This window comes from Rhizobium sp. N731, from assembly GCF_001664145.1.
GTDB classification, from domain to species: Bacteria; Pseudomonadota; Alphaproteobacteria; order Rhizobiales; family Rhizobiaceae; genus Rhizobium; species Rhizobium esperanzae.
On record NZ_CP013601.1, the window covers coordinates 2,583,838 to 2,598,405 of the forward strand.

The window sequence follows — 14,568 nt, forward strand, 5'->3', positions numbered from 1 at the left end:
GTGGACATGGACGAGCTCCCATCGACGACCATGCCCCTGACCCAGGAAAGGAACTGGATAATGACCACGCTCACCTATCGGGGTGGTGGCAAGACCCTCACCTCCGGCGAAGGCCGCTTCGATCTGGGCCACTACGCCCATAAGCTCGTGCTTGCTTGGACGCGCTGGCGGACCGCCCGTGAAATTGAAGCCATGCCGTTTGACGTCCGCAAGGATATCGGCTGGCCGAGCACCGACGACAGCAAACACCGGACCATGTAATGAATGCGACATTCCTCCTGAGATGAGGGCGGCGTCTGCCTCGCGCAACGCCGCCTTTTTCGTGCCCGCCGTGCCGTTCCCAGCCGTCTTCAGTCCCGAATTTCAGCCGCCTATAAGCCTGTTTTCTGCCCCAACCGGCGATATGACCGGTCAAATTCCGATCAATGTCGCATATTTGCTCTTCTCGGCCGCATTTTTCCATGCCACTGTCGCTTTTAGGACATCGGCGCGACGCATTCCGCGCAACGAATATGTCATCGCCCCTCGAGCATGGATTTCGCTATGAACAGGATGCAGATCAAGAAGCGCTCACTGGTCTTCTTTATGGTACCGCAATTCACCATGCTGCCCTTTTCGGCAGCGGTGGACACCTTGCGCATCGCCAACCGCATGCTCGGCTATCAGGCCTATACCTGGCGGCTCGCCTCGGTCGACGGAGAGAAGGTCTATTCCTCCTGCGGCATCGGCATCGAGGCGAATTCCTCGCTCGCCGAGGAGCGCCGGCATCTCGGCGGCGAAAACCGTCCCGGCATGGTGCTCGTCTGTTCCGGCATCGATATCGAGGAGTTCAACAACAAATCCGTCAATGCCTGGCTGCGTGAATGCTACAATCGCGGCGTCGCCGTCGGCAGCCTCTGTACGGGCGCGCATGTGCTTGCGCAGGCCGGTCTTCTGAACGGCAAGCGCTGCGCCATCCACTGGGAGAACCTGCCCGGCTTTTCCGAAGCCTTCCCGCAGGCGGAGGTCTATGCCGATCTCTACGAGGTTGACGGCAACCTCTATACCTGCGCTGGCGGCACCGCCTCACTCGATATGATGCTGAACCTGATCGGCGAGGATTTCGGCGAAAGCCTCGTCAACCGTATCTGCGAACAGCACCTGACTGACCGCGTGCGCAATCCGCACGACCGCCAACGCCTGCCGCTGCGCGCTCGCCTCGGCGTGCAGAACGCCAAGGTTCTGTCGATCATCGAGCTGATGGAAGGCAATCTCGCCGAGCCGCTGTCGCTGATCGAGATCGCCGATGGCGCCGGCCTCTCCCGCCGCCAGATCGAACGGCTGTTCCGCCAGGAGATGGGCCGTTCGCCGGCCCGCTACTATCTGGAAATTCGCCTTGACCGCGCGCGCCACCTGCTGGTTCAGTCCTCGATGCCCGTCGTCGAGGTCGCCGTCGCCTGCGGCTTCGTCTCGGCCTCGCATTTCTCCAAGTGTTATCGCGAACTCTACCATCGCTCGCCGCAGCAGGAACGCGCCGAGCGCAAGATGACCATGGCGACGGCAAGGCAGGCGGTTGCGGCTTGAGGCATCGGAAGGTCGCCGAATGATACTAAGGGGGTGCCGCCCCCTTGCATCCGCCTGCCGGCACCGACCGGGGTCGAGCCACTGGTCTCGACCCGTCCTTCGGACCCCCGCTTGCGGGGCAAAGGGGATATGCCGCACCGGCTTCCTCAACCTCAACGTTGCATTTGGAATGTCCCTTCGCCCCGTTTAAACGGGGAGAGGGTTAGTGTGAGGGGCGGCCATTGGCGCAAACCGGACGGCGGTGGCGAGAGACTGAAAGCAGCCCTACTGCGCCACCTCCTCCGTCATCCTGGCGTCGGAATAGACCTGGTTACGGCCGCGGTGTTTGGCCATATAGAGAAACTGGTCGGCGGCGTTGAGATAATTCTCGAAGGTTTCGTAACTGCCGATTTCGGCAATCCCGATCGAGATGGTGACGCCGAGTTCCTCGTCGTCGGCCGTTACCTTCAGCCGCGAAATATCCGAGCGGATCTCGTCGCAGAGCTTGGTGGCGGCGGCCGAATCCATCTGCGGGAAGAGGATAGCGAACTCCTCGCCGCCGAGGCGGGAGAGCAGGTTGTCACTGCCCTCGAAGATCGTGAACAGCCTGTTTGCAACCGCCTTCAACACCTTGTCGCCGATCTCGTGGCCGTATGTGTCGTTCAGCCGCTTGAAGTGGTCAATATCGAGAATGGCGACCGAGCTCGGCACTTTCAACCGCAAGCACTCGTTCACCAGCTTCGGGCCATTGTCGTAGAAATAGCGGCGGTTATAGAGGCCGGTGAGATAGTCGCAGGCTGCAGCGGCCCTCAACTGGCGCATCTGCGCCAGTGTTTCCGCATTGTTGGCGATGCGGCATTGCAGCTCCTCGGCGACGAAGGGCCGATAGACGAAGTCGCTGGCGCCGGCTTTGAGGAAACTCGCGGACAGCATACGATCGTTGGAGGAGGAGACGCCGATGACGCGCAACCGGTCCGAACCGAAGCGATGGCGGATGCGCCGCGTCAGCTCGTAGCCGCTCATATCGGGCATGTGATGATCGGTGACGACGAGTTCGATATCGCTATAGGCTTCGAGCGCCGCCAGCGCCTCGAGCCCGGAGCTTGCCTCGACGACCAGATATTGCTGTGCCTTCAGGAGATCGACGAGAACCTGGCGTACCGAGACGACATCATCGACGACGAGCACCCGCGTCTTGCGGTTGGAGATCGCCCGGCGGACGGTGGCGACCAGATTGTCGAGCGCGAACTCATTGTCCTTCAGCACGTAATCGATGACATTGCGCTCCATGATCTTGTTGCGCGTATTGAGATCGAACGTGGCGGTGAAGACGATTGCTGGAATATCGTGCTCGATCGTGCAGTCGAGCGCCTCGCCATAAGGCGAATCCGGCAGGTTGAGATCGACGACTGCCATGGTGTAGCCGTGACCATCTTCGGCAAGTTCCCTGCGAAGCGCTTTCAGCGACGAGCAGGATTTGACGGCAAGGCCAAGTTCCGTCTGGAACCGATGGCAAAGCACGGCGGAAAACATTCGGGAATCTTCAACCAGAAGTATCTTGAGCCCGCCGGAACGCAGCCCGAGCCCATCCCGCTGAAAATCCGCCTGAAAAGCCACAGCCGCTATTCCCCCCTGCGCCTTACGGGCTCGACTCGGCCCTCCCCCCGGCGCGGCGGACGATAACCGAGAGGCTCATCCGCGTGAAGGGGACAAATATTCAGATTACCTGTAATTGCAAAAATCCAGCGCTCGGCAGCGCCGATCGCCCCCGGCTTCCTCGCGATCAAGATCCCGGAAGAGCCGTCAGGCAACCGCCCGCTCCTTGCGCATGGACTGGATCTGCAGCAGCGTGTCGAGATTCTGGTTGACGCGGCAGTAGAACTCCTCGTCGATGAAGGGACGCAGCATGAAATCGTTGCCGCCGGCCTTCAGAAACCGCGCCGAAAGCAGCCGGTTCGAGGACGAGGAAACACCGATGATGCGCAATTCGTGCGAGCCGATATGGGCCCGGATGCGCCGCGTCAGTTCAAATCCGTCGATATCGGGCATATTGTAATCGGTAATCATCAGGCCGATATCGCGATTGACCTTCAGGGTCTCCAGCGCCTTGGCGCCGTTTTCGGCGGTGCTCACTCGGAAATTATAGCGCTTCAGCCGGCTCGACAGCAGCGCGCGCGCCGTCGCGCTGTCGTCGACGATCAGCACGTGATGGCGATGATTGGTCAGGAACCGGCAGATCGATTCCGCCAGAAGGTCGACGGCGAAAATATTGTCCTTGAGGATATAGTCGACGATGTCCTTAGCGATCAGCTTGTCGCGCATGCCTTCGTGAAAGGTGCCGGTAAAGACGATGGTCGGTATGGAGAGATCGACCAGATATTCCAGCGCCTCGCCGTTTTCGGCGCCGGGCAGGTTGATGTTCGAGATCGCCAGCGTGATCGGATCGGAAGACTTGTCGTAGGAAAACTGCAGATCCTCGAAGCTCCGGCAGATCTCGACATCGATGTCGAACAGCTCCTTCAGGCGTTTGCTGATCATGGAGGTGAATACGTTCGAATCTTCCGCGACAATAATCCGCGCACCGGCAAACATTTCCCCGGAATATTGCATCCCCGAAATACCTAGAAACGCCATAAGCAAACCTTTGATGTAAATTCTTTCCCCGAGCCAATTCGATACATCAATTGATTTGAATAATTATTAATCAGCATCTGCCGCTGCGAAATGAACACGCGGCGCAATGGTGCGCCTGCGATTTCTTTGCAGATATGATTAAGAGTCTGATTGAGAAAGCGAGATAGCGGACCAGCCTTCGTGTCATGAGCTTGATCATTGCAGCCTGGATGAACGTATCGCATGCTGCTTCTATGTTGACGCCTGGTAGCGGGTGTCCAGATCATTCGATCTCTCCGCGTTTGTCGCACTAGAGTAATTTCCAGACATTCATGTTATGCGTCGTTGACGAATACCACATGAGACGTCCGATGCTGGAAACCAGATCAATAGCCTATGCTGTTGTCAGAACCCGAGGCCTGCTTAGCGTGCTGCCAGTCTTGGCAGCGGGACTGCTATCTGGTTGCGCCAGAATGCCGCCGGTATTTTCAGATGATGGCGCAACAATTTCATTCAAGGGTGAAAAGTTTAGGTACCGGGTTCCTGGTCAAACCGAAGTGTCTTGCGATTTTGATGATCAGCGAAAATTGGCAGTTTGTGACAATGGCCTAACCTCCAAGTTGGTGGTGGCTGGGCTTCCCTTCCGTGGCGTCGTCTTAGTTGAATTCGATGGGCGGCGATTTAGGCCCGCCGAGCGTCGCTAAACGAGCGTGGTCCAAACTGGTTGCCGTCACGCTGCGGGCGATGCGGGTGCTCAGATGGTGGGATACGCAGGCATTAATCAGACACTGACGGCAAACTCAGCGAGCGCCGGAAATGCGCCTCGATCTTGTGCAGCAATTCCGCACGCATCAGACGGTGAAGCGGACGGCGCCGACATTAGCTCGGCGATGTTCCATCTACACGACCGGCGGTCAGTCAATGATCTTCACATAGCACTCACGTAGCCTCATGCATTCTACGCGCAGCAACCGCTCCTTGCCGCCGCCGGTCCGCAGCAAGCTGCCGCTTTCTTGCTTTCTTCCGCCAGCCAGCGATCGCGCGGCTTACAGCTTGCCGGCCGTGGCGACAGCTCGACATGCACTGCGCCGGCGCGCAGAACCGGCGCCGCGGCACAATAAAGCTGCATCGGCCGCACGCCGTCGCTCACTTCGAAGGTAAGTTTGGCCGAACCGTCGAGCTGCACATGCTCCGTCACCTTGCGGATGATCGCATGGAATTTTCCGGCCGCCATATGCGTGCGCTCGCCCTCCTCGATGTCCCAGAGCTGGATGAATATCTCCGTCCATGCTTCCGGATTGGCACCGCAATCAAGCGCCGAGAACTGGGCCGCCTTGACCTCGGTGATATGATAGCCCGGCTTCACCGGCCGGCCGTCATAGTGGAAAACCAGCGGCGCGTCCTTGTCGCCGGAGAGCGCATCAAACAGCAGGCCGAGGCTGATCTCCTCCGCCTGAATTTTATTGTTGTCGATCGCATTCATCTGCGCTAATCCTCGTTTCAACGATTCAAGGATTATTGAAATATGGATCAACGTCAAGCCCTCGCCGCATTCGGCGCACTATCGCAGGAAACGCGCCTTCACATCATCCGCATGCTTGTCGTCTCGGGTCCTGACGGAATGGCGGCGGGCTCCATTGCCGACAAGGCGGAGGTTTCCCCTTCTAACGTCTCTTTTCATCTGAAGGAGCTGGAACGAGCTGGGCTAATCACTCAGCAGCGAGAATCCCGCTCGATCATCTACACGGCTAATTACGAAGCGCTTGGCGGCCTGATCCGTTTCCTGATGGAGGATTGCGGCGGCGGGAATGCCGAGATCTGCGCCCCCGCCGCCGCCGTTGCCGCATGCTGTGCACCTGCAACCAAGGAGGAACTGCAATGACCACGGACCGCGTTTACAATGTTCTCTTTCTCTGCACCGCCAATTCTTCGCGCTCGATCCTGGCGGAATCGATCCTCGAGACCGAGGGCAAGGGCCGGTTCAAGGCCTACTCCGCCGGCAGCCAGCCGAAGGGCGAGGTCAATCCTCTGGCGCTGAAGGAGTTGCAGGCGCTCGGTTATCCCGCAACCGGCTTTCGCTCGAAGAGCTGGGACGAGTTCGCCAAGCCCGACGCGCCGGAGATGGATTTCATCTTCACCGTCTGCGATACCGCCCATGGCGAAGCCTGCCCGGTCTGGATCGGTCACCCGATGACCGCCCACTGGGGCGTCGAGGATCCGGCCGCCGTCGAGGGCAGCGAGGTCGAGAAAGGCCGTGCGTTCGCACAGGCCGCCCGTTTTCTGAAAAACAGGATTATGGCCTTCCTAAGCCTGCCTTTATCCTCGATCGACAAACTGGCCCTGGAGCAGCACCTGCGCCAGATCGGCGCGATGGAAGGCACGACCGCAAAACCGGCAGGTGCCGGCTGATGGCTTCCTACGATCTATCGCGCCGACTGGTCGCAGAGACCCTCGGCACCGCCATGCTGGTCGCAACCGTGGTCGGTTCGGGCATCATGGCGGCATCGCTCACCGGGGATGTCGGTCTTGCCCTGCTCGGCAATACACTCGCGACCGGCGCAATCCTCGTCGTGCTGATCACCGTGCTGGGGCCGATTTCCGGCGCCCATTTCAACCCGGCCGTCTCGTTGATCTTCGCAATGTCGGGTTCACTGCCCAAACGCGATCTCGGTTTCTATGTGCTGGCGCAGTTTGCCGGTGGCGTAGCCGGAACGATCTGCGCCCATCTGATGTTCAACCTGCCGCTCCTGGACCTGTCGAGCAAGATCCGCACCGGCGGCGCGCAATGGTTTTCCGAGGGTATCGCGACCTTCGGCCTCGTAGCGGTCATTCTCGCCGGCATCCGCTTCGAACAAAAGGCCGTCCCTTGGCTGGTCGGGCTCTATATCACCGCCGCCTATTGGTTCACCGCATCGACCTCGTTCGCCAATCCGGCCGTGGCTTTCGCCCGCTCCCTGACCGACACTTTCTCCGGCATTCGTCCGGTCGACCTTCCGGGTTTCTGGCTTGCTGAAATATCCGGTGCTGTCGCAGCCCTTCTCCTGTTCACCTGGCTGTTACAGCCCGGCACTTCGTCAACGCTATCGTCAGAGGCAAAACTATGAACGTCACCATCTACCACAATCCGGCATGCGGCACGTCGCGCAATACGCTGGCGATGATCCGCAACGCCGGCATCGAGCCTGATATCATCGACTATGTGAAGAACCCGCCATCGCGTAAGGAGCTGGCGAGAATGATCGCCGACGCCGGTCTTACCGTGCGCCAGGCACTTCGCGATAAAGATACGCCCTATGCCGAGCTCGGCCTCGACAGTCCTGATCTGACCGACGATCAGCTTCTCGACGCCATGCTGGCGCAGCCGATCCTGATCAACCGGCCCTTCGTCGTCACACCGCTCGGCACCCGCCTGTCGCGGCCTTCCGAGGTGGTCCTGGAAATCCTGCCGGAAACGCATAAGGGCGCCTTCACCAAGGAAGACGGCGAGAAGGTACTGGATGCGGGAGGCAAGCGCATCATCTGAACCGCCCAGCCTGACAGGTCCGCAATCCTACTTGACGACCGCCGAGCCTTTGACGATGTCGATCGTCTCGCCGCCATCGAGCCCGATCCGGTCGCCGTCGGGTGTCGTCATGAAGCAGCCGGAGGAGCAGAGGCTTTCGGAAGCGCCGGCATCGACCACAACTTCGACGCGCTGTGCGCCCTCGGTGATGACGAGCACCACGGCTGCGGGATCGGTGTTGGTGATGGATGCGGCGTTGACCGCCGGCGCAGCAAGCAGCGGGACAAGCAAAAAGGCGGCAAATCTTGCCATCATGTGCGGCGGCGCTGACGCGCCCTCCCCTCGAAAGATCGGTGCTGCCCTCGGCAGCGATCCCGATGGAAGGGATCATGCACATAGACCTGTGAATGATGGCTGAATACGCTGTTCAGCTCTCCGCTGCCCGCCCGCGCAGCTGGCGCACCGGCCGCTCTTCTTCCTCCACCGGTCTATCCTTGGAATTCTCATGGCCGTCAGCATGCTCCTTAACCGCATTGGGAAGGACGAGGGCAGCCTCTCGATGGATGGTAAGGTCGCTCTGTGGCAGCGGGATTTCTATGCCTTCCGCCTTGAAGCGCTTGAGGATCTCGATCCTCAAATTGTTGCGCACCGTCAGACCGTCGCCCATGTCGGCGAGGAAGAAGCGAAGCTCGAAATCGAGCGAATAGGGGCCGAAGCGCAGGAATTCGACATGCGGCTCGGGATTGCGCATGACGAGCGGTATCTTCGCCGTCAACTCCAAGAGAATATCCATCACCTGTTGCGGATCGGCGTCGTAGCTGACGGAAACCGGGATTTCCGAGCGACCGATCTTGTTGCGATGCGTCCAGTTGCCGACGAGGCCGTTGATCAGTTCCGAATTCGGCACGATGATCGCCTGCTTGCGGAAAGTCTCGATCTCGGTAGCGCGCACCGAGATCCGCTTGACGATACCTTCGGCCGTGCCGGAGACGACGTGATCGCCGACCTTGAACGGCCGCTCGACCAGCAGGATCAGGCCTGACACGAAGTTGGAGACGATGTTCTGCAGGCCGAAACCGATACCGACCGAAAGCGCCGAGGCGACAAGCGCGAAGCTCGACAGATCGATGCCGGCGGCGGAGACGCCGATGATCGCGGCGATGCCGACGCCGAGATAGCCGATGCCCGTCTTGACCGAGTTTCGCACGCCGAGATCGACATGGCTTCGCGCCATGACATTGCCGTCGAGCCAGCGCTGCAGCCAGCGCGTCAGCAGATAGACGCCGGCAAAGAGCAGGATGCCGGTGCAGATTCCGAGCAGCGAGATGCTGATGCCGCCGAGCTTGACCTCGGTGAACAGCCGGAAGGCGATAAGCTGCAGATCCTGTACATGGAAGCCCCAGAGCAGCAGGATCAACGGAATGCCGACGAGCAGCGCCACCGCATACATGGCAAGGCCAACGAGCAGGCCGACCTGGTCTATCGCCACCGGCCCGAGGTTGAAGCGCCGCGCCAGGAAGCGGGCGAAGAAGGTATCGCCGAAGCTCTCCTGCCGCGAGATCGCCTTGCCCGAGAGCAGGCCGACATACATGGTGGCGACGACCGCGCCGGTGATGATGAGCTGCGTAGCGACAAAGCGGGCAAGTCCGACATAGCCGGCAAGCGCCGTAACGATCAAAGCGGCACCGACGACACGCAGGATGATTGCCATGCCCCGCGGCCAATGTCTGCCAGGCGCGTCGGGATCGCCGCTTCTCGCCAGCATCGGCTTGCTGAAGGAGACGGCGATCAGGATGATGCCGATGATCAGGGCAGCGATCAGGCTCCGAACGACGGTCAGCACCAGCGGTGAGCCCATCGCCTCGCTGACCGTGCCGAAGAGGTAGTCGAGCCCGTTGACGACAGCCATCGCCGAGAGACAGTAGCCGATCGAGCGGGCGCCGAGATTGGAAAGCTTCACCAGCCGCCAGTGCGGTTCGCTCGGCGCGAAAATGGCGTTGACGAAGCGGCCGACGAAATAGACGAGACCGATCGTGCCGAACAGCGCGCCGATAACAGGCGCAATATCCGGCCGCAAAACATTGAAACTGTTAAGGAAGAAAAAGGAGGTAACAAGCAGGACCGCCAGCGCCAGCGTTCGGATCAGCGTCGACCAGAAGGCGATCGACAGCCTGCCGATATAGGAGGGGTTCTCGACCGCCTCATCGCGGCGCAAATAGGAGCCGAACAGCCGGTAGCTGCCGGAAAGCAGGATGAGTGCTGAGGCGAGCGACAGGAAGATGGCGGCGAACAGTGGGAATCGCTTGAACTTCCAGACGAATGAGGCCCAGCTCGCCAAAGCCTGTGAGAATTCGCTGATCTCGTGCACGAAGGCGCTCGCGGCATCGTCAAGCACCGAGATGGAGATTTCCGTGCGCCTGAAAAGCGTATCGGCGAAAAGCTGCCGCCGCATCTCGATGATCTCGTTCATGAGCTTCGTCACGGCGATCGACAGGTTTTCGGCGTCACCGGTCACCGCATTGATCTGCGCGCGCTCGGCGGCAAGCGCGTTACGCTCGTCGGTGACGATCTGCGCCTCGGGCGGCTGCCCATCCTTCGGCGGCTCGCCGATCTCGGTCAGCCGGTTCTTGATCTGGTCGAAACGCGGTCTCAGGTTGACCGATATGGTGATGACGGCGCGGCTGAGCTCATCGGCCTTGGTCGCAAGCCCGACCAGCGCATCGTCATTATCGGCGTTCTCCTTGACGCTGTCCTGAAGCGAGCCAAGCTGGACCTTCGCCTTCTCGATCTCCTTCGCCGCCTGGGCCGAAGGCGTATCGACAAGCGGCGCCTCTGCTGCCGCCTGCGGCTGCGGTTCCTGCGCGAAGGCTGCTGCGCTCTCGAAATGCGCACCGGCGAGCGCCAGCGTCACAAGAAAAATGGTGCGAAGCAGGATGGATCTCAGCCGCAAAAAAGGCCTCCGGAAAGGTTGTCATCGAAATTGAATGCTCGCTTTTCATCGCAAAGAAAGGCGACAGAAAGGCGGGAGATGCCTAAAGCGCCCTGCACCGAGCTTGTCCATGCAGCGCACGTTCGTCCAAACAGCTCAGAACCCCGCGCCGGGCTTGGAGAGATAGTCGAGTTCTGCTGCCGTCGATTCCCGCCCGAGCATGGCATTGCGGTGAGGAAAGCGCCCGTAGGCGGCGATTATCTCACGGTGTCGGATCGCATAATCGAGATATTCCTCGTCGCCGAGCGCGGTGAACAGGGCCACCGAACGGTCCTGCTCGTCGAGGTTCTCGGCGTGTTCGAACGGCAGGTAGAAGAAGGTTCGGCAAGCATGTTCCACCGCCTGGTCGGCGCCGGCCGCGAGCGCGAGCTTGGCTTCCCGAAGCGCCAGCCCGTCGGTAGCAACGGCAAGCCCCGTGCCGCGATAGATGTTGCGGGGAAACTGATCGAGCACGATGACGGCCGCCAGCCGGCTCACCGGATCGGCCCGCCATTCATCGCCGACGCCCGCGGCAAGCGCCAGATGCGTATCGCGGAAAACATCACGGATCTCGGCATCGAGTTCCGGCGGCGGACGAAACCATAGCTCGCGGCCGCATCGAACGAACCAGAAATCGTAGACCTCCCGGGGTGTGCGGATCGCCGTCATGCCTTCCTCCCGTAGCGTTAGGTTTGATGATGTTGTGCCGGCAAGCTCTTGTAGAAATAGGACAAGGTGTGCCGTGTGGCCTCCTCATCCGCCCTACGGGCACCTTCTCCCCGCCGGGGAGAAGAGGGGATCGAGACATTGCCGCGAATCCCTTCTCCCCAGCGGGGGTCCGAAGGACGGGTCGAGACCGTGGCTCGACCCCGGTCGGTGGCGGCAGCCGGATGAGGGGGCCACTCCCTTCATGATGTCCTCGCCTCTACCTATTTGTCCTCATGCAACGAAAATACCAGCATCGCCCTCGTCCCGTCATGCCCGGGATCATAAGCGAAATCCGACTTCAAGCTCGCGGCCATCGCCGTCAAAATCCGTGTGCCGAGCCCCGTCCCCCTGGCCGCGCCCTCTGGATCAAACCCCGCTCCATCATCCTCGACGATGACGCGCAATTGCCCGTCCGTCTGGTCGACAAAAACGCGGATCTCGCCCGAGACGCTGTCGGGATAGGCATATTTGAAAGCATTGGTGACGAGCTCGCTGACGATCAGCCCGAGCGTGATCACCTTGTCGGTCGCCAGATTGACCGGCTTTGCGGTCAGCACGATACGGTGCGGCCGCTTGTCGTCGCGCATCGAAGCTTCAAGCTCGGTTAGCAGACTGTTCAGATATTCATCGACCTGCACCGAACCGATCTGCCGGTTGGTGTAGAGCCGGCGATGCACGCTCGCGATCGCGTTGATACGCATCTGCGTCTCGTGCAGCGCGTCGATCGCCACCTGGTCCTTGGTCATGGAAGATTGCATGCGGATCAGCGCGCCGACAAGGCCGAGGCTGTTGGCGATGCGGTGATTGACTTCGGCCAGCAGCAACTCGGCATGATCGCGCTGCTGACGGATCACCTCCTGCGCCTGCGCCGTCTCGCGGCGGAAGCGCGCCCGCTCCAGCGCCTGTTCGAGAGCGGCGGCGAGCAGGTCGAAATAATCGGCCGAAATCCCCTTCAGCATGTAGTCATCGGCACCCGCCTTTAGCGCCGCGACCGCGATGCTAGTGTCGTCCGACCCCGTTGCATAAATGACCGGCGGATGATCCGGCACGGACGTGATGCAGGGCAGAATATCGAGTCCAGTCTCGCCGCTCAGGAGATGATCGAGCACGACGGCGTCGATGCCGCCCTCGGCGATCCGCGCAAGGCCGGCAGAACCATTCTGCGCCCACTCGACCGAAAAGCCGCGCCGCGCAAGGTTCTTCTGCATCAGGAGAGCGAGCCCCTCGTCGTCGTCGATATAGAGGATGTGGATCAAGGCATCCGCATCGCCGCTAGAATTGCTCATTCCGTCTCCCGGCGTTCTCTCTAAGCAACGACGGCCGCAAGGTCCGAGTCGTCAGCATGGGCACTGTCGTATTGCATTGCCCGCCTGAGGTAAACATCGCTCGTCCCTCGCTCTTGTCGCAGGCGACGCTAGCTCTTCTGGAATTTCCGATGGCCGGAGACTTCGGCGCCCGCCTCCTTCGGCAATTGCAGGAAGCGCAGCGACGAGACGATGCCGATCGCTCCGACCACGACGAAGGCCCATCGGAAGTCGGCCAGAACGGGATTGTCGGCGCCTCTGAGAGCCGAGGAAATGTTGAGCGCGGCGGCGGCCACCGCAACGCCGAGCAGCATGGACATCTGCTGCAACATGCTCGACAGCGTCGAGGCCGAGCTTCGCTGCGCCGGGCCGATATCGGCAAAGGCGAGCGTGTTCAGCGCCGTGAACTCCATCGATCGCGACAGGCCGGCGAGAAAGAGCAGCGCATGGATGAAAAACGGCGGCGTGTCAGGCGTCAGGAAACCGCAGGCAACGATCGACAGGGCTGCAATCAGCCCGTTGAGCCCGAGAACGGTACGGAAGCCGAAGAAGCGTAAGAGCGGCGTCGTCACCGCCTTCATGCTGAAATTGCCGAGAAAATAGACGAGCAGATAGGTGCCTGCGGCAATCGAGCTCAGCCCGAAGCCGAGCTGGAACAAGAGAGGCAGAAGGAAAGGCGTCGCGTTGATGGCCGTTCGGCAAGCCGTGCCCGCCGAGAGCGTCGACATCGAAAATGTCTGGACGCGGAAAGCCGAAAGATCCAGCAGCGGATTGTCGGCGGCAAGGAAATGCCGCGTCGCCATGACCGATAGGACGATGCCGGCCGCGAGCATTGAGATGACCGGCCAAAGCCCGCCCTCCCATTTGGCTGAAAGCTCCAAGGCCGCGAGCAGCAGGGTCAATCCGGCCGCGCTCAGGATAAAGCCGCGAATATCCAGCCGACCGGGATCAGCCTCGCGCTGTTCGGGCACAAAACGCAGCACCAGCCCCATGCCGACGATGCCGATCGGAATGTTGATCAGGAAGTTCCAATGCCAGCTGGCATAGGTGGTGATGAAACCGCCGAGCACAGGGCCGACCACGGGCGCCGTCAGCGCCGGCCAGGTGATGAGCGCAATCGCCTGGACGAGTTCGGACTTGCGCGCGTTCTTCAGCACGATGATGCGCCCGACCGGAGTCATCAATGCGCTGCCCGCCCCCTGCAGCGCACGCCACAGCACGAATTCCGTGAGGCTGCCGGAGAGCCCGCAGAACAACGACGCGACCGTGAAGACGCCGATCGACGTCAGGAAGACACGCCGCGCCCCGAACCGGTCGCCGAGCCAGCCCGACAGCGGAATGAAGGCGGCCATCGTCAGCATATAAACGGTGATGCCAATGCTCATCGACACCGGCTGCACGCTGAAGCTCGCCGCCATCTGCGGCAGCGAGGTGGCGACGATCGTGCCGTCGAGGATCTGCATGAAGAAGGAAACGGCAACGACCAGCGCCACGATCTTCGCCTGGCGGCCGCCCGCCACCTCTTGCCCCTGCTCGCTCGTCTCTGCCGTGGTCATCGATCTGCCAATGGAAATTCCGGGTGTCGCGACAGGGAACGGAAAGGAAGCTGATCGGAGGTCCGCCGCGGGAGGCGCGTACAAACCGCGCACTGGCTGAATACGCCCGTTGCGTCAGTCCGGAAAGGCTAAATCTCGCACTGCGACGGAATATTCCCGATGCGGCCCGTCCACTCAAGAAAAAGGCCCCACCGAAGCGAGGCCAAGTTTGAACCGTTCCGGGAAAACAGGAGCGGCGTTGAGGTCCATATCCCGCGAGCTCTCCCGCAGCGAGGCCAGATTTCGCCGTATCGGTACGCTTGCGAATGAAATTTCCCCAGATCACCCGAAAGACCGCTCCTGGAGATAGGTGAACTACCTGTGCACTGCAGCAAC

Annotated in this window: 14 protein-coding genes; 6 read left to right on the plus strand and 8 right to left on the minus strand. The window is 60.8% G+C overall.

Going from position 1 to position 14,568, the window contains the following annotated elements; translation table 11 throughout:
- Positions 1-60: 60 nt before the first annotated feature.
- The gene (locus AMK02_RS12740; protein WP_064803254.1) at positions 61-261 is read left to right on the plus strand and encodes a hypothetical protein; all 201 of its coding nucleotides are present in this window, start codon (positions 61-63) and stop codon (positions 259-261) included.
- A gap of 282 nt (positions 262-543) precedes the next feature.
- Complete coding sequence (locus AMK02_RS12750; protein ID WP_041678677.1) at positions 544-1,563, plus strand: GlxA family transcriptional regulator; 1,020 nt, start codon at positions 544-546, stop codon at positions 1,561-1,563.
- A 264-nt stretch (positions 1,564-1,827) separates the two neighbouring features.
- Here AMK02_RS12750 and AMK02_RS12755 read toward each other — a convergent pair whose 3' ends face one another.
- The 3 genes from AMK02_RS12755 to AMK02_RS12770 form a co-directional block, all read right to left on the minus strand.
- Entirely contained in the window at positions 1,828-3,159 is a 1,332-nt protein-coding gene (locus tag AMK02_RS12755; protein WP_064803258.1) for a GGDEF domain-containing response regulator, read from the minus strand.
- Between the two features lie 186 nt (positions 3,160-3,345).
- Positions 3,346-4,176, minus strand: a complete 831-nt coding sequence (locus AMK02_RS12760; protein ID WP_064803260.1) for a response regulator — start codon at positions 4,174-4,176, stop codon at positions 3,346-3,348.
- Between the two features lie 937 nt (positions 4,177-5,113).
- On the minus strand, positions 5,114-5,638 hold the full coding sequence (locus tag AMK02_RS12770; protein ID WP_064803262.1) for a DUF6428 family protein: 525 nt from the start codon (positions 5,636-5,638) through the stop codon (positions 5,114-5,116).
- 42 nt (positions 5,639-5,680) lie between these two features.
- Between AMK02_RS12770 and AMK02_RS12775 the strand changes: the two genes are divergently transcribed.
- From AMK02_RS12775 to arsC, 4 genes are read left to right on the plus strand one after another with little or no spacing between them, the layout of a single operon-like run.
- Entirely contained in the window at positions 5,681-6,037 is a 357-nt protein-coding gene (locus tag AMK02_RS12775) for an ArsR/SmtB family transcription factor (RefSeq protein ID WP_064803263.1), read from the plus strand.
- The gene (locus AMK02_RS12780; RefSeq protein WP_064803264.1) at positions 6,034-6,564 is read left to right on the plus strand and encodes an arsenate reductase ArsC; all 531 of its coding nucleotides are present in this window, start codon (positions 6,034-6,036) and stop codon (positions 6,562-6,564) included. Before AMK02_RS12775 ends, AMK02_RS12780 begins: the two co-directional genes overlap by 4 nt.
- Positions 6,564-7,259 carry an MIP/aquaporin family protein gene (locus AMK02_RS12785; protein ID WP_064803265.1) on the plus strand — a complete coding sequence of 232 codons (696 nt, stop codon included), beginning with the start codon at positions 6,564-6,566 and terminating at the stop codon, positions 7,257-7,259. Before AMK02_RS12780 ends, AMK02_RS12785 begins: the two co-directional genes overlap by 1 nt.
- On the plus strand, positions 7,256-7,678 hold the full coding sequence (gene arsC, locus AMK02_RS12790; protein WP_064803266.1) for an arsenate reductase (glutaredoxin): 423 nt from the start codon (positions 7,256-7,258) through the stop codon (positions 7,676-7,678). Before AMK02_RS12785 ends, arsC begins: the two co-directional genes overlap by 4 nt.
- A 27-nt stretch (positions 7,679-7,705) precedes the next feature.
- On the opposite strand, the gene AMK02_RS12795 is transcribed toward arsC, so the two are convergent.
- From AMK02_RS12795 to AMK02_RS12815, 5 genes are all read right to left on the minus strand, one after another.
- Positions 7,706-7,972 (minus strand): hypothetical protein, encoded by a 267-nt coding sequence (locus tag AMK02_RS12795; RefSeq protein WP_064803267.1) that lies wholly within the window; start codon positions 7,970-7,972, stop codon positions 7,706-7,708.
- Positions 7,973-8,084: 112 nt separating this feature from the next.
- Complete coding sequence (locus AMK02_RS12800) at positions 8,085-10,607, minus strand: mechanosensitive ion channel family protein (protein WP_064803268.1); 2,523 nt, start codon at positions 10,605-10,607, stop codon at positions 8,085-8,087.
- Positions 10,608-10,742: 135 nt separating this feature from the next.
- On the minus strand, positions 10,743-11,294 hold the full coding sequence (locus tag AMK02_RS12805; RefSeq protein WP_064803269.1) for a DUF924 family protein: 552 nt from the start codon (positions 11,292-11,294) through the stop codon (positions 10,743-10,745).
- 260 nt (positions 11,295-11,554) lie between these two features.
- The gene (locus tag AMK02_RS12810) at positions 11,555-12,619 is read right to left on the minus strand and encodes a sensor histidine kinase (RefSeq protein WP_064803271.1); all 1,065 of its coding nucleotides are present in this window, start codon (positions 12,617-12,619) and stop codon (positions 11,555-11,557) included.
- Between the two features lie 128 nt (positions 12,620-12,747).
- The gene (locus tag AMK02_RS12815; protein ID WP_064803273.1) at positions 12,748-14,193 is read right to left on the minus strand and encodes an MFS transporter; all 1,446 of its coding nucleotides are present in this window, start codon (positions 14,191-14,193) and stop codon (positions 12,748-12,750) included.
- Positions 14,194-14,568: the final 375 nt, after the last annotated feature.